The 15040-nt window shown below is 74.7% G+C and carries 12 protein-coding genes; 11 read left to right on the top strand and 1 reads right to left on the bottom strand.

Annotated features, from left to right (window positions below; translation table 11 throughout):
- The gene (locus tag ABZ459_RS39030; RefSeq protein ID WP_357981694.1) at window positions 1-687 is read left to right on the top strand and encodes an alpha/beta hydrolase; all 687 of its coding nucleotides are present in this window, start codon (window positions 1-3) and stop codon (window positions 685-687) included.
- Here the strand turns inward: ABZ459_RS39030 and ABZ459_RS39025 are convergent.
- Entirely contained in the window at window positions 653-1984 is a 1332-nt protein-coding gene (locus ABZ459_RS39025; protein ID WP_357981691.1) for a M14 family zinc carboxypeptidase, read from the bottom strand. The genes ABZ459_RS39030 and ABZ459_RS39025 overlap by 35 nt on opposite strands.
- Window positions 1985-2053: 69 nt before the next feature.
- Between ABZ459_RS39025 and ABZ459_RS39020 the strand changes: the two genes are divergently transcribed.
- The 10 genes from ABZ459_RS39020 (at window position 2054) to ABZ459_RS38975 (ending at window position 15018) form a co-directional block, all read left to right on the top strand.
- The gene (locus ABZ459_RS39020) at window positions 2054-2665 is read left to right on the top strand and encodes a TetR/AcrR family transcriptional regulator (protein WP_357981688.1); all 612 of its coding nucleotides are present in this window, start codon (window positions 2054-2056) and stop codon (window positions 2663-2665) included.
- A 63-nt stretch (window positions 2666-2728) separates the two neighbouring features.
- Window positions 2729-4162, top strand: coding sequence for an MFS transporter (locus tag ABZ459_RS39015; protein ID WP_357981685.1), 1434 nt, complete (start codon window positions 2729-2731; stop codon window positions 4160-4162).
- A gap of 2 nt (window positions 4163-4164) precedes the next feature.
- The gene (locus tag ABZ459_RS39010) at window positions 4165-5019 is read left to right on the top strand and encodes a M55 family metallopeptidase (protein WP_357981682.1); all 855 of its coding nucleotides are present in this window, start codon (window positions 4165-4167) and stop codon (window positions 5017-5019) included.
- A 59-nt stretch (window positions 5020-5078) separates the two neighbouring features.
- Complete coding sequence (locus ABZ459_RS39005; RefSeq protein WP_357981679.1) at window positions 5079-6635, top strand: serine hydrolase domain-containing protein; 1557 nt, start codon at window positions 5079-5081, stop codon at window positions 6633-6635.
- Window positions 6636-6756: 121 nt separating this feature from the next.
- Entirely contained in the window at window positions 6757-8316 is a 1560-nt protein-coding gene (locus tag ABZ459_RS39000) for an ABC transporter substrate-binding protein (protein WP_357981676.1), read from the top strand.
- On the top strand, window positions 8316-9263 hold the full coding sequence (locus ABZ459_RS38995; RefSeq protein ID WP_357981674.1) for an ABC transporter permease: 948 nt from the start codon (window positions 8316-8318) through the stop codon (window positions 9261-9263). The genes ABZ459_RS39000 and ABZ459_RS38995 overlap by 1 nt, the downstream gene beginning before the upstream one ends.
- Window positions 9260-10117, top strand: a complete 858-nt coding sequence (locus ABZ459_RS38990) for an ABC transporter permease (RefSeq protein ID WP_357981671.1) — start codon at window positions 9260-9262, stop codon at window positions 10115-10117. Before ABZ459_RS38995 ends, ABZ459_RS38990 begins: the two co-directional genes overlap by 4 nt.
- Complete coding sequence (locus tag ABZ459_RS38985; RefSeq protein ID WP_357981668.1) at window positions 10110-11822, top strand: ABC transporter ATP-binding protein; 1713 nt, start codon at window positions 10110-10112, stop codon at window positions 11820-11822. Before ABZ459_RS38990 ends, ABZ459_RS38985 begins: the two co-directional genes overlap by 8 nt.
- Window positions 11823-11863: 41 nt before the next feature.
- Complete coding sequence (locus ABZ459_RS38980; RefSeq protein ID WP_357981665.1) at window positions 11864-13414, top strand: amidohydrolase family protein; 1551 nt, start codon at window positions 11864-11866, stop codon at window positions 13412-13414.
- The gene (locus tag ABZ459_RS38975) at window positions 13411-15018 is read left to right on the top strand and encodes a helix-turn-helix domain-containing protein (protein WP_357981662.1); all 1608 of its coding nucleotides are present in this window, start codon (window positions 13411-13413) and stop codon (window positions 15016-15018) included. The genes ABZ459_RS38980 and ABZ459_RS38975 overlap by 4 nt, the downstream gene beginning before the upstream one ends.
- The last annotated feature ends 22 nt before the right edge of the window (window positions 15019-15040 follow it).

Genomic DNA, 15040 nt, shown 5'->3' with positions numbered 1-15040 from the left:
GTGGAGAACCGTGCCGTCCTGACCCGCCCGGCGCCCGGTCCGGTCCGCGTCCTGCGGTACGGGGCCGACGCCGACCAGGTGATCGACCTCTGGCCGGGTGAGGGACCCGTGGTGGCGCTGGTGCACGGCGGGTTCTGGCGCCCGGAGTACGACCGGACGCACCTGCGGCCCATGGCCAACGCGCTGCATCGGGCGGGGTGCGGCGTGGCCGCCGTCGAGTACCGCCGCAGGCCGGGAGATCCGGCGGCGGCGGTCGCGGACGTGCGGGCCGCGGTCGGCCTGCTGCGGCCGTCGGTGGTCGTCGGCCACTCGGCCGGCGGCCATCTCGCCATGTGCGCCGCGCCGGGCGGGACCGCCGTCCTGGCCCTGGCCCCGGTCGCCGACCTGCGGCTGGCCGCGCGGCTGGACCTCGACGACGGCGCGGTGACGGACTTCCTCGGCGGGCCGCCGGACGACCATCCCGGCCTGGACCCGGTACGGCTGCCGGACCGGCGAGGCCCGCTGGTGATCGTGCACGGCACGGCGGACGAGCGGGTCCCCCTCCAGGTCTCGGAGTCGTACCTGGCGGCCCACCCGGGGACGTCGCTGGTGCGCGTCCCGGGGGCGGGCCACTTCGTGCTCATCGACCCGGAGAGCCGTACCTGGCCGCTGGTCAGGCGTGAGCTGACCGCTCTGCTGCCCGCCTGACGGCGTCCGCCGCGAGCAGCGCCGCGCCGAGCTGCACCGCGACCAGCGAGCGCAGCGGGATCGGCGTGCTCTGCGCGTCGGCCTCGGCCTCCTCGAACCACTCCTCGAAGCGCGCGCCGAGCCGGGCGCGCTCGGCCCGGACGGCGGGCGTCGGGTTGCCCGCGGCCAGCTCGGCGTCCAGCATGCGCAGGTAGGTGCCGCAGTACCGCAGCCGCATGAGGTGCACGAGCTGCCGGCCGCCGACCACCTCGGCCACCGTGGCCGGGCGGTCGGTGCCGGGCAGGTCCTCCCACTCGCCGATGAACTCGTCGTGGGTGCCGACGAAGTCCTCCAGCGCCCGGCGGAAGGCGGAGCGCACGGCCAGGTCGCTCTCGACGCGGGCGAGGGAGGCGGCCAGCTCGCCGATCAGGTCGCGCTGCCCGGCCACGCAGTCGCTGATCGACTCGTGGTACTTCCGGCCGGTCGGGGTCTGGTCGGCGACGCGGGGATCGGCCCAATAGGGCAGCTCGGTGACCAGGTGCAGGGCGCCGAAGCGGTCGGCGTAGTCGACGCTGCCGCCGCCGGTGCCGTACGTCGGGCCGATCTCGGCGCCCCGCGGGGTCAGGTACGCCGCCGGCGCGATCTGGACGGCGCTCGGCAGCTCCGGCGGGCCCATGTGCAGGGGCAGGCCCTCGGCCGCGGCGATGGCGGTCAGGCGGGCGGCGAGCGCGGGGTCGTTCCTGCTGAGGTAGTAGAAGGCGCCCTGGAGCTCGCCGTTGTGCAGGGAGTAGACGAGGGCGGGCCGGACCTCGTCCATCAGCCGCATCAGCGCCTCGGTCTCCGGCAGCGTGCGGTCGAAGAAGTAGTCCTCGCCGGTCAGCGGGAAGGTCCATTCGACCTGGTCGGCCTCGGCCGGGCGGTAGAAGTGCTCGGCGTAGGCGCGGCGGTCGCTCGGGCGGGCGTACCAGCCCTCGTTGAGCCGGGCGCCGTCGGGGTCGACGCAGGGGACGAGGTGCCAGCGGAAGCCGAAGTCCTCCCGCAGCGCGGTGTCCTCGATGAGCTGACGCAGCAGCGTGCTGACGGTGAGCGCGCCGATGGGCTCGTTGGGGTGGGGGCCGCCGATGATCACGGCGTCGTGGGGGCCCGCGCCGATGGTGGCCACGCGCAGCGGCTCGCCGAGGCGGGAGGTGCCGATGCGGCGCAGGCGCACCAGGTCGGGGTGGGCGGCGGCGAGCTCGTCGAGCTCGGCGTGCATCTGGTCCACCGTCGGGAACGCGGTGAAGTCGGGCACGCGGCTCATGTGGGGGGCGACGTCCATTTTCGGGCCTCCTGATAATCTGGATTATTCTAGTAAATCAGATTATCTTTACGGCATGCAGGAGATGTCATGCGGCTGAACAGAGCGGAAAGCAAGGCCGCCAACAAGCGCGCGCTGATCGAGGCGGCCCGCGAGATCGTCGGCAGGGACGGCTCGAAGGCCAAGCTGGAGGACATCACCGAGCTGGCCGGCCTGACCACGGGCGCGGTCTACTCGCTGTTCGGCGGCAAGAACGGGCTGATGGCCGCCATGGTCGACGACTACGTCGGCCCGCTCGACCTGCGCACGCCCGAGGCCGGGGGGTTCGGCACGCGGCTGGCGGAGGTCGTGGCCGAGATCGCCCGTCGCTTCCTGCGCATGTCGGCCGACCCGCAGGCCGCCGGTCGGATGTTGTTCGAGACCCGGGTGCTCGACCTCGTCCTGAACGACCCCGACCTGCACCGCAGGCTCAACACCTCGATCAGGTCGACCGAGGTCCAGCTCGCCGCGCTGTTCACCGGCCGCGAGCACGGTGGGGCCGCCGTCACCGCGGAACAGGCGCTCCGCCTGGCCCGCGCCCTGAAGGCCCTGCTGTCCGGGCTCGGCCAGAACGTCGTGCTCGGCGCCTACGAGGCCGACGAGGAGTTCTTCGTCGAGACCGCCCTGGCGCTGGTCACGCCGAAGGTGCTCGGACCGGCCTAGATCACGGCCTGGGTTCGGGGGGACCACACGGCCGCACGTCACCCCACCCCGAAAGGCAGAACCATGTCCAGATCCGGCTTCGGCGTCATCGGCGCACCGGTGTTGTTCATCGGCGTCCTCCAGACCATGGAGATGACGCTCTCTCCCGCGCTCCCGCTCGTCCAGCAGGACCTGGGGGCCTCGCCCGGCGCGCTCGCCTGGATCTTCACCGGCTCGCTGATCAGCTCGGCGATCGCCACCCCCATCGTCGGCCGCCTGGCCGACATGTACGACAAGCGGCGCGTGCTGCTCGCGCTGATGGCGATCAGCGGCGCCGGGGTCCTGCTCGCCGCCCTGGCGCCGAACATCACCCTGATGATCACGGGCATGGCGATCGAGGGCATCTGGCTGGGCGTGCTGCCCCTGACCGTGGGGCTGTTCCGCGACACCCTCACCCCCGAACGCGCCGCCACCGGCAACGGCCTGATGGTCGGCGTCGCCGCGCTGGCCAGCGCGCTCGGCCTCATCCTTGCCGGGCCGATCACCTCGGCCCTCGGCTACCGGTCGCTGTTCCTGCTGGCCGCGGGCGGGGTGGCGGCGGCCGCCCTGCTGGCCTGGTTCACCGTGCCGTCCACCCCGCGCGCGGCCGGCGGTCGCGTCGACTGGGCGGGCGGGCTGCTGCTCGGCGGCGGCGTGGCCCTGGTCATGCTGGGCCTGACCGCCGTCTCCAGCTGGGGCTGGACGTCCCCGGCCACCCTCGCCCTGTTCGCCGCCGCCGTGCTGACGCTGGGCCCGTGGGCGGTCGTCGAGCTGCGCGTCGCCGACCCGCTCGTGGACCTGCGGCTGCTGGCCGGACGCACCCCTGCCGGGGTGACCGCCATGGGGGTGCTGCTCGGCTTCGCCTCCTTCGGTCTCGTCGTCGCCCTGCCGATGATGCTGGCCGCGCCCGCCGGCACCGGGTACGGCCAGGGCGCCGACACCCTGTGGATCGGCATCTACATGTTCCCCATGGGGGTCGCGGGCACCGTGATCGCGCCGCTGGTCGGGCCGATGACCAGGCTGCTCGGCCGGCGCGCGGTGCTGGTGCTGGGCAGCGTGCTCGTCTGCGCCGGGACCGGCGGCCTGGCCCTGTGGCACTCCGCCGCCTGGCAGGTCATGGCCGCGGTGACGGTCATCGGGCTGGGCGCCTCCATCGGGCTCACCGCCGGGCTCAACGCCGTGGCCGCCGACGTGCCCGGCGACCGCGCGGCCGGGGTCAGCGGCGTGGTCTTCGTCGCCAAGAGCATCGGCGGCACGTTCGGGGCGCAGCTCGGCGCCATGGTGCTGGCCTCCGGCGCCGTCGCCGGGGTGCCCACCGAGCAGAGCTTCGTCGACACGTACCTGCTGTCGGCGGCGCTCGGCCTGCTGGCCGTCGCCGCCGCCTTCGTGATCCCCGCCACTGTGCGGAAGACGCAAGAGGGGGAGGCGGTTTCTGCCCTGGCGACGAAGCCGTCCGTCCTCCCCGGTGAAAGCCTGTGACGATGACGAACGTCTACATCTCCATCGACATGGAAGGCGTGGCGGGCATCGCCACCATGGACCAGGTCTCCCGGGCCGGCCACGGCTACCCGCGGGCGCAGCGCCTGATGACCGCCGAGGCCAACGCCGCCATCGAGGGCGCGTTCGCGGCCGGGGCGGCCAGCGTCCTGGTCAACGACAGCCACGGCACCATGGACAACCTGCTGCACGAGGAGCTCGACCCGCGCGCCCGGCTGATCTTCGGCACGCCCAAGCTCGACTGCATGGCCGAGGGCATCTCGGCCGAGCACGACGTGGCCATGTTCCTCGGCTACCACGCCGCCGCCGGCTCGCCGGGCGTGCTCGCCCACACCTACTCCTCGCACTTCTACGAGGTGCGCCTCAACGGCGCGATCGTCTCGGAGGCCGAGGTCAACGCCCTCCAGGCGGCCGCCGTCGGCGTGCCGGTGGGGCTGCTCACCGGCGACGACGTCATCTGCGACGTCGCCGGCAAGGCGTTCCCCGGGGTGCGCACGGTCGCCGTGAAGATCGCTCACGGGCACACCGCGGCCGACAGCCTCTCGCCGGCCGAGGCGCGGCGGCTGATCAAGGAGGCGGCCGCGGAGACCGTGCGCTCGGCCGGCGAGCTGCGGCCGCTCGAGCTGCCCGGCGTGCTGGAGCTGGAGATCGACATGCCCACCACACCCGCCGCCGAGCTGGGCGAGCTGGTGCCGGGCGTGCGCCGGATCGCCGACAAGACGCTCGCGGCCACCTTCACCACCCCGAGGGAGGTGCTCGGATGCGTGACGACCTGCTACCACCTGGCGGCGGACGCCATGATCGCCAGGATGGCCCTGTACGGCAGACCAACCAGGTAGCCTCCAGGTTTGCCGCTCCGGACAAGCGTTTCGAACCAGGACATCCAGATACTTGAACGATGGAATTTGAGCAGGTAGAACGCGCGCTCGACGCCCTTCCCGGCCTCCGCCCCGGCGGGCCGGGTCTGGCGGTCGGGGTCTACGCCGACGGCAAGGTGCTGCACACCGCGGCGAGGGGCATGGCCACCGTCGAGTTCGGCGTCCCGATCGACTCCCGTACCCGCTTCGACATCGCCTCCATCAGCAAGCAGTTCACCGCCGCGTGCCTGCTGCTGCTGGCCCGCGACGGCAGGCTGAGCCTGTCGGACGACGTCCGCGAGCACGTCCCCGAGCTGCGGCTCGGCGTGCCCGTCACGCTCGACCAGTGCCTGCGGCACACCGGCGGCCTGCCGGAGTGGTACGGCCTGCAGGCCGTCACCGGCGTCCCGTTCACCCTGATGGACGAGGAACGGCTGATGAAGATCGTGGCGGGCATGCGCCGGACCACGTTCGAGCCCGGCACCCGCTTCTCCTACTCCAACACCGGCTACGTCCTGGCCGCCGCCGTGGTCCGGCGGCTCACCGGCCGGTCGCTGGCCGACTTCGCCCACGAGCGGCTCTTCGCCCCCCTCGGCATGGACGACACCGCCTTCCGCGACGACGCCTCCGTCCCGCTGCCGCGGATGGCCTACGGCTACGACGGCGCCGGCGCGCGGGCCGACACGCAGGAGAGCGCGGTCGGCGACGGCGGCCTGGTGACCAGCGTCGCCGACCTCGCCCCCTGGTTCGGCTTCCTGGCCGACGGCCGGGTGCTGGGCGCCGACGTGCGCGCCGCGCTGCTGGAGCGGACCACGCTCGCCGACGGCGCCGTCCTGCGGTACGCCCGCGGCATCTGCCACCTGACCGTCGGCGAGTCCGCCGGGTACGGCCACGCCGGCGGCATGCACGGCTACGTCGGCAACCTGGTCCACCTGCCGGAGTCCGGTCTCGGCGTGGCCGTGCTGACCAATCACAGCGGCCTGGACCCGGTCGGCCTCAGCCTCGGCCTGGCCCGCGCCCTCACCGGCCAGGACCCGGCCCCCCGTCCCGCCCCCGCCCGCCCGGCGGAGGCAGAGGCGGCGCGGCCCGCCCTGCTCGGGCACTGGCACGACCCGGAGACCGACGCCACGCTCACGCTCGAACCCGCCGGAGACGGCGGGATCTCCTCGACCGGCGCCATCGACCTCGAACTCGCCCTCGACGACGACGGCCGCTGGTACGCGCAGGTGCCGGGCGGCCGGGTCTGGCTCGTGCCGGAGGACGGGCGGCTGCTGTTCGGCCACGACGGGTCGATCCGATGGCCGCACGTGTACGAGCCGTGCGACCCGCCGGGGGAGGAGCCCGCCCCGCGGGGCGCCTGGCTCAACGACGAGACGGGCGTGCTCGCCGTGATCGACGAGGGGACGCTGCGCGTCGGCCTGACCTTCCAGGCCCCCGTCGCCCCCGCACCCGGCGGGACATGGCGGGCCGGCCCGTTCACCCTGCGCCTCGACGGGGACGGCGACCTGCTGCTCAGCGGCTTCGGACTGCTCGGCCTGCGCTTCGCCGCCCAGCCCGAGGGCACCGCGCCCGTCGGCGTCCCCCCAGGTCTGGTCTAGGGCCGTGTTGGCCTGCAGCACGAGCCGGGGCGCGCAGAGTTTGGCTGCCGGGTCAGTGAACGAGGGAGGCCGGGCTTCTAGCGTCCGACTATTCCCCCCGCTCACTCCCCGAGGTGGTTCCATGACATCCGCAACCGCGCTCGCCAGGCTCGCGACGGGCGCCCTGCTCGTGCTGGTGGCCGGCTGCGCCGGAGCCGCGAGCTCCGGCGCGGCCCCCGACACGCTCCGCTGGGCGACGGGGACGGCCCCCAACAGCCTCGACATCGCCCACGGCTTCAACGACGCCTCCACGACCGTGCAGTTCGCCGTCCTCGACACGATGGTGACCCTCGGCCCGGACGGCAGGGTCATCCCGAGCATCGCAGCCTCCTGGACCCATCCCGACCCGCGCACGTACGTCTTCACCCTGCGCGAGGGCCCGAGGTTCAGCGACGGCACGCCTGTCACCGCCGAGGACGCCGCCTACTCCCTGACCCGCCACCTCGACCCCGCCGTGACGTCCCAGGCCGCCAGCTACGTCACGCAGGTCAAGAAGGTCGAGGTCACCGGCCCGCGCACGGTGAAGGTCACCCTGAGCAAGCCCAGCGCGACCTTCCTGGCCACCGCCGCGCTGGCCTGGCAGATCGTCCCGAAGAAGCTGGCCGCCGCGCACCCGAAGGACCTCGGCTCGCCCGAGGTCGGCACCCTCGGCTCCGGCCCGTTCAAGGTCACGAAGTTCTCGCTCACCTCCGGGGTGACGCTGGAGCGCAACGAGCTGTACTGGGGCCCCAAGCCGGCGCTGCGCAGGATCGAGCTCAAGGCGATCGGCGACCCCGAGACGCTGCGCCTGGCCGTCTCCTCCGGCGAGGTGGACGGCACCAACGAGATCCAGGTCAGCGAGACGCGCAAGTGGAGCGCCCTGCCCGGCGTCACCACCACCTTCTACCCGGCCAACAACATCGCCTACCTGTCACTCGGCGTCCGCCAGGGTCCGCTCAAGGACGTGCACGTACGCCGCGCCATCGCCCACGCCCTCGACCGGAACGCGCTGGCCACGCTCATGACCAGCGGCCACGGCGGCATCGCCGACCTGATGCTGCCCAAGCCGCAGATCGCCGCGCTGTACGGCGGCACGCCGCCCAAGCTGCCCGCCTACCCCCACGACGTGAACGCCGCCAAGGCCGAGCTGGCCAAGTCGGCCCACCCCGAGGGCTTCACCCTGGCCGCGCCGTACGACAGCGGGAGCGACGACGTCAAGGCGCTCCAGGCCATCGCCGCCGACCTGGCGGTGATCGGCGTCAAGCTCGACCTCCAGCCGCTGCCCACCGAGCAGTACCGGCAGCGCATGTTCAGCCACCAGGACACCCCGCTGCAGCTCGTCGACCTGCTCTACGGCACCCCCGACCCGGGCGAGGTGCTGCCCGACCTGGTCAGCCGCGCCTCGGCCGGGCCCCAGGGCTTCAACTTCAGCGGCTACGGCTCGGCCGAGATGGACGCCCGGCTCGACGACCTCGGCAAGTACGAGGGCGCGGACCGTGCCGCCGCCGTCACGGAGGTGCTGGCCGAGATCGCCGACCAGGTGCCGTACGTGCCGCTCTACACCAAGGAGGCCGCCATCGCGCTGCGCAAGCGGTTCACCGGCCAGTTCGGCACCTGGACCATGAACGTCTTCAGCACCATCCGCCCGGCGGCCGGTGCCTGATGGCCTTCGTCGCCCGCCGCCTGGCCGCCGCGTTGCTCCTGCTCGGCGTGCTGTCCGTGCTCACCTACGCGCTGCTGGCGCTCGCTCCGGGGGACCCGGAGCAGGTCCTGCTGGGGCCGCGGCCCTCCACCGCGGAGTCGCGCGCCGCCGTCCGCGCGCAGTACCACCTCGACGACCCGCTGCCGGTCCGCTACGCCACCTGGCTCGGTGACGCCGTGCGCGGCGACTTCGGCGCCTCCCTCTACAGCCGCGAACCCGTCACGAGCGTCATCGCCGACCGGCTGCCCGTCACCGCCGGCCTGGCCGGCTACGCGATCCTCCTCACCCTCGCCGTCGGCCTGCCCGCCGGGCTGGCCGCCGCCATGCGCAGGGGCGGCCCGCTCGACCGGGGCATCACGCTCTCCGCGCTGGTCGGCCTCGCGATCCCGCCGTTCGCGATGAGCATCCTGCTGCTGTACGGCTTCGCCGTCACCCTCGGCTGGTTCCCCGTCTTCGGCGCGGGCGAGACGTTCGCCGAGCGGGTCGCGCACCTGACGCTGCCCGCGATCGCGCTGGCCACCGGGCAGGCGGCGGTCGTCATCAGGCAGATGCGGGCGGCCGCGCTCGACCTGGCCGGGCAGGACTTCATGACCTTCGCCAGGGCGCGCGGGGTCGGCCGGGCCCGCTACTGGATCGGGTACGCGCTGCGCAACACCGCGCTGCCCGTCCTCACGGTCGGCGGCCTGCTGCTGGCCGCCAACCTCACCGGCGCGCTGTTCGTCGAACGGGCCTTCGGGCTGCACGGCGTCGGCGAGCTGCTCGTCAGCGCCGTCGGGCAGAAGGACCTGCCCGTCGTCCAGGCGCTCGTCCTGATGGGAGGCGCCGTGGTGGTCGCCGTCAACCTGCTGATCGACCTGGCCTACCTCGCGGTGGACCCGCGGGTGCGCCACGGGGCGGTGGCCGCGTGAGCGTCGTGACGGGCACCGTGCGCCTCGGCGGACGGGCGCGGCGGCTGCGCCGGTCCAGGCCGGGGCCGCTGACGCTGCTGTCGGGCGGGATCCTCGCGCTGATGGCGTTCGCCGCCCTGTTCGGAACGTGGATCGCGCCCTACGACCCGGCCGCGCAGGACCTCGCGCTCGGCGCGACGATGCCCAGCTGGGCCCATTGGGCGGGCACCGACGAGCTGGGCCGGGACGTGTTGTCGCGCTGCCTGGCCGGCGCCCGCTCGGCGCTGCTGTGGCCGCTCGTCGTCGCGCTCGGCACGTGCGCGATGAGCACCTCGCTCGGGCTGCTGGCCGGCTACCGCCGCGGCTGGATCGACGCCGTCATGATGCGGGTGGTCGACCTGCTCATCGCGATGCCGGGGCTGCTCATGCTGATCGTCCTGGTGGGCGTGCTGGGCGGCGGCATCGGCTGGGCGGTGCTGGCGATGGCGGTGCTGTTCACGCCCGGCGACATCCGGGTGGTGCGCAGCCTCACCATGGCCCAGCGCGAGCTGGCCTACGCCGAGGCGGCCCGCACGCTCGGGCTCAGCCGTACCCGGATCATGTTCAGGCACCTGCTGCCCAACATCGCGCCCACGGTCGTGGCCGGCGCGCTGCTCAGCTTCGTCGCCGCGCTGGTCGCGCTGTCCGGTCTGTCCTTCCTGGGCATCGGCCTGCCGGCCGGCACACCCGACTGGGGGCTGATGATCGAGGAGAACCGCGGCCTGCTCGACCTCAACCCGTGGGCCGCGGTGGTGCCCGCCGCGCTGGTCACCATCGCCGCCACCGCCGCCACCCTGCTGGGCGACCAGCTCTTCGAGAGGCTCTCCGATGCTTGAGACACGCGGCCTGCGGGTCGTCGGCGACCGGGTGCTCGTGGACGGCGTGGACCTGACGGTCGCCGCGGGCGAGACCGTCGGGCTGGTCGGCGAGTCCGGCAGCGGCAAGTCCCTGACCGCCCGCGCCCTCGTCGGCCTGCTCCCGCGCGGTCTGCGCGCCGAGGGGTCGGTCGAGGTCGGCGGCGCGCAGCTCGTCGGCGCGTCCGAGCGGCTGCTGCGCGGTGTGCGCGGACGGCGGATCTCGCTGCTCATGCAGGACCCCTTCGCCATGCTCAACCCGCTGTGCACGGCCGGCGCGCACATCGCCGAGACCCTGCGCGGGCGCACGTCCCGGCAGGAGATCGCCCGCAGGCTCGCCGAGGTCGGCATCGACGACCCCGCCGTGGCCGGGCGCTACCCCTTCCAGCTCTCGGGCGGCATGCGGCAGCGCGTCGCCCTGGCCGCCGCGCTGGCCGGCGACCCCGAGCTGCTCATCGCCGACGAGCCCACCACCGCGCTGGACGCCACCACCCAGCACGAGATCCTGGCGCTGCTGCGCCGCGTGCAGGAGGCGCGGGGCATGGGCGTGCTGCTCATCACCCACGACCTGCGCGTGGCGTTCGCCGTCTGCGACCGGGTCGCCGTCATGTACGCCGGGCGCGTCGTCGAGCAGGGGCCCGGCCCTGAGCTGGCCGCGACGCCCGCGCACCCGTACACCGCGGGGCTGCTGGGCGCGCTGCCCTCGGCGGAACGCACGCTGGAGCGCCTGGTGGGCATCCCGGGCGCCGTGCCGCGGGCGGACGCGGTGGCCGGCGTCTGCGCCTTCGCCACCCGCTGCGACCGGGTCGCCGACGCCTGCACCGCGGCCCGGCCGCCGTTGCGCCCGATCGGCGGTGACCGGCTGACCGCCTGCGTGCACGACACCGCCGGGGCCGCCCGCCCGGCGGTGCGCGAGGCCGCGCTCCCCGCCGCCCCGGCCGCCGGCGAACCGCTGCTGCACATCGAGGACCTGCGCAAACGGTACGGCGCCCACACCGCCCTCGGCGGCGTCAGCCTGCACGTGAACCCGGGCGAGACCGTCGGCCTGGTGGGGGAGTCCGGCTCGGGGAAGACCACGCTGGCCCGCTCGGTGCTCGGCCTGCTCACCCCCGACGGCGGCCGGATCCGGCTCGCCGGTCTCGACGTCACCGACCGCGCCGCCCTGGACCCGCGCGAGCGGGCCCGTGTGCACCGGCTCGTCCAGTGCGTCTTCCAGGACCCCTCCACCTCGCTCAACCCCGCCATGACCGTCGGCGCGACGCTGGCCGAGGCGATCGCCAGGGCCGCGCCCGCCGACCGGATGGGCGTGGGCGAGCTGCTGGAGCTGGTGGGCCTGCCCGCCGCGTACGCCGCCCGCCGCCCCAAGGCGCTGTCCGGCGGCGAACGCCAGCGCGTCGCCATCGCCCGGGCCCTGGCCGTCCGGCCCGCGCTGCTCATCTGCGACGAACCGGTAGCCTCCCTGGACGTGTCGGTCCAGGCGCACGTGCTCGAACTGCTGCGCGGCATCGGCCGGGAGCTGGGCACCGGGATGTTGTTCATCACCCACGACCTGGCGGTCGTCCGCCAGGTCGCCGCCAGGACCGTGGTGCTGCTGAAGGGCGCGGTCGTGGAGGAGGGGACGACCTCCGCCGTCCTGGACGCCCCCGCCCACGACTACACCAGGCGCCTGGTGGCGGCCGTCCCCTGACATGACCGACGCATCTCGTACCCGGGAAAGGTAATACCTGCATGCACGACCTCATCCTGCGCGGCGGCACCCTGCACGACGGGTTCGGCTCGCCCGGCCGTACCGCGGACGTGGCGATCGGCGGCGGACGCGTCACCGCGACCGGCCGCGACCTCGGCCCGGCCGCCCGCGTGGTGGACGTGGACGGCATGGTCGTCGCGCCCGGATTCGTCGACCCGCACAGCCATTCCGACACCGTGCCGTTCATGGCCGGGGCGCAGCCGTTCAAGCTGTGGCAGGGCGTCACCACCGAGATCATCGGGAACTGCGGCTTCTCCTGCGGGCCGGCCGACCCGGAGTCGGCCCATTTCACCCCCGGGATCTTCGGCGAGCACGCCTTCACCACCTTCGGCGGCTACCTCGACGCCGTGGAGCGGGAGGGCACGACCAACAACCTGGCCGCTCTCGTCGGCCACAACACGCTCCGGACGGCCGTCTGCGGCATGGACGCCGCGCCGCCGCCCGGCGCGCTGGAACGGATGACCGAGCTGGCCGAGGAGGCGTTCGCCGCGGGCGCGTGCGGGCTGTCCAGCGGCCTGGAGTACGTGCCGGGCGCCTATGCCGGCACCGGCGAGCTGATCGCGCTGGCCCGCGCGGCCCGGCGCTGGAACCTCGTCTACGCCACCCACCTGCGCAGCGAGAGCGAGGGGCTGGCCGGCGCGCTGGACGAGGCCGTCGAGGTGGCGGCGGCGGCCGGGGTGCGGCTGCAGGTCTCCCACTGCAAGGCGTCGGGCCGGGCCGTGCACGGCTCGTCGGCCATGCTGCTGGACAAGCTGACCGCCGCCCGGGTCAACGGGGTGGACGTGCGGGCCGACGTCTACCCGTACCGGGCGTTCTGCACCGGGCTGGTCGCGCTGCTGCCGCCCGCGGCCTGCGAAGGTGGCGAGCCGGAGCTGCGCAGGAGGCTGGCCGACCCCGAGGAACGGCGGGCGCTGCGCGCGCTGGCCGAGGACCCGGAGCGCACGACCGGCGTCGGCCTGTGGCGGGAGACGCACCCCGAGGACGTGCGGCTGCTGCGGCACGCCTCCCCCGGCGTCACCGGCCGCTCGCTGGCCGGCCTGCTGGACGGCCGCGAGCCCTGGGACGCGCTGTGCGACCTGCTCATGGCCGACCCGCACGCCGACGGCGTCTTCCACACCATGCACGACGACGACGTCACCCGGATCATGCGGCACCCCCTCGTGTCGATCGGCTCGGACGGCGGGCCGCCCGACGGGCCGAGCCATCCGCGCACGTACGGCACCTTCCCCACCTTCCTCGGCGAGTACGTGCGCGAGCGCGGGCTCGTGCCGATGGCCGAGGCGATCAGGAAGGTCGGCTCGGCCACCGCGGCCCAGTTCGGCCTGGCCGACCGGGGCTGGCTGGGCAGGGGAGCGGTGGCCGACGTGTGCGTGTTCGACCCCGCGGCCATCCGCCACGACGGCACCTACGACGAGCCCGGCACCCGTCCGGCCGGTGTCACCCACGTGCTGCTGGGCGGCCGCATGGTGATCGACGACGGCGAGTTCACCGGCGGCCGGCACGGACGCCTCCTGCGCGGGGGCCGGGCGTGAGCGGCCAGGGCCGGGTGACGCTCGGCGTGCTGCTCGACAGCCTCGGCGCGGAGACGGTGAGCGCGCTGTGCCTGCCGGCCGGCCGCCAGGCCATGGTGGGCGCGCCGGTCATCCACGGCTCCGACGAGCCGATGGCCGCCTACGCCGGAGCGCTGCTGCTGGCCACCGGTAAGCCGGAGCCGTCCCTGCTGGAGAGCGCGGCCGGGGCGGGCGTCAGCGCGGTCGTCGTGCGGGCCGGGATCGGCGACGCCGCCGCGCTGACCGAGGCGGCCCGCGGCGCGGGCGTGGCGCTGCTGGCCGCGGCGCCAGGCCTGGCCTGGGGCCAGCTCTACGCCCTGGTGGACGCGCTGCTCGCGCTCGTCGCCCCGGCCGCGGACCTGGGCGGCGGCCAGGCGGGCGACCTGTTCGCGCTGGCCAACCAGGTCGCCGCCCGCGTCGGGGGCGCGGTGGCCATCGAGGACCTGGCCATGCGCGTCCTGGCCTACTCCACGATCGGCCAGCCGATCGACGACCTGCGCAGGGAGGGCATCCTCGGCCGGCGCGTGCCCGAGCACCCGACGAACGCCGAGGAGTACGCCGCCGTCCTGCGCTGCGAGGAGGCCGTGTGGAGCCACGAGCCGCGTGAGTACCTGCCCCGGCTGGCCATCGCGGTCCGGGCCAGGGGCGAGGCGCTCGGCACGATCTGGGCCATCCAGGCGGACGAGCCGCTCGCGCCCGACGCCGCCGCCGTGCTCGCCGAGGCCGCCAGGACCGCCGCCCCGCATCTGGCCCGTCTCAGCCTGGCCGCCGACGAGGCCCGCCGGGCCAGGGACGAGTGGGTGGGCCGGCTGCTGCGCGGCGTCGGCCCGGCCGGCGAGCTGGCCGCCTCCTTCGGCCTGCGCCCGGACGAGCCGATCAGGGTCGTGGCCACCGGGGACCCGGCCGGGCGGACCGACGTCTTCGCCGCCACGCACGCCGCCGACCTGCTGCGCACCGCCTACGCCGTCTACCGGATCAGGGCCGCCGTCGGCGCCGTGGACGGCCGGACGTACGCGATCGTGGCGGCCGGCGCCGGGACCGCGCTGCTGCGGCGCGTCACCGCCGAGACCCTCGGCCGGATCACCGACCGGCTCGGCGGGCACTGGCGGGCGGGTGTCGGACGGGTCGCCGCTTCGCTCGGGCAGATCCCCGCCGCCGCCCGGCAGGCCGACGAGGCGCTGCTCGCGATGGGCGGCCCGTTCGCGGGCGGCGAGGTGGGCCTGCACGAGGAGCTGGCCGCCGCGCTGTTCCTGATGGACGCGGCGGCCTCGATGCGGTCCGGTCCGGCGCCGGCCGGCGAGCCGCTGTCCCTGGTGGCCGAGCACGACGCCGGGCACGGCACCGACTACGTCCGCAGCCTGCGGGCCTGGCTGGCCGCCCACTACGACGTGCCCAGGGCCGCGGAGGCGTTGTCGCTGCACCCCAACACGCTCAGGTACCGGCTGCGCCGCATCGGCGAGCTGATCGCGCTCGACGACCCCGACGTCCGGCTCGTGCTGGGCCTTCAGCTGCGGCTGGCCGAGATCGGGACGTCCGGCACGAGCAGCGGCCGGAGCCCGGCGTCCGGCACAAACGGCGGCGGCTGAAGTTGGGCTTGCGCGCCAACGA

Origin of the sequence: Nonomuraea sp. NPDC005692 (assembly GCF_040631115.1) — a bacterium.
In the GTDB taxonomy this organism is placed as follows: domain Bacteria; phylum Actinomycetota; class Actinomycetes; order Streptosporangiales; family Streptosporangiaceae; genus Nonomuraea.
Note: the sequence above shows the minus strand (reverse complement) of the source record. Positions and strands in the feature narration are given on the sequence as shown.

Bases quoted from the DNA above. Each gene is read 5' to 3' on its own strand.
- ABZ459_RS39025 (WP_357981691.1), bottom strand. From the start codon at position 1,984: ATGGACGTCGCCCCCCACATGAGCCGCGTGCCCGACTTCACCGCGTTC.
- ABZ459_RS39020 (WP_357981688.1), top strand. From the start codon at position 2,054: ATGCGGCTGAACAGAGCGGAAAGCAAGGCCGCCAACAAGCGCGCGCTG.
- ABZ459_RS39015 (WP_357981685.1), top strand. From the start codon at position 2,729: ATGTCCAGATCCGGCTTCGGCGTCATCGGCGCACCGGTGTTGTTCATC.
- ABZ459_RS39010 (WP_357981682.1), top strand. From the start codon at position 4,165: ATGACGAACGTCTACATCTCCATCGACATGGAAGGCGTGGCGGGCATC.
- ABZ459_RS39005 (WP_357981679.1), top strand. From the start codon at position 5,079: ATGGAATTTGAGCAGGTAGAACGCGCGCTCGACGCCCTTCCCGGCCTC.
- ABZ459_RS39000 (WP_357981676.1), top strand. From the start codon at position 6,757: ATGACATCCGCAACCGCGCTCGCCAGGCTCGCGACGGGCGCCCTGCTC.
- ABZ459_RS38995 (WP_357981674.1), top strand. From the start codon at position 8,316: ATGGCCTTCGTCGCCCGCCGCCTGGCCGCCGCGTTGCTCCTGCTCGGC.
- ABZ459_RS38985 (WP_357981668.1), top strand. From the start codon at position 10,110: ATGCTTGAGACACGCGGCCTGCGGGTCGTCGGCGACCGGGTGCTCGTG.
- ABZ459_RS38980 (WP_357981665.1), top strand. From the start codon at position 11,864: ATGCACGACCTCATCCTGCGCGGCGGCACCCTGCACGACGGGTTCGGC.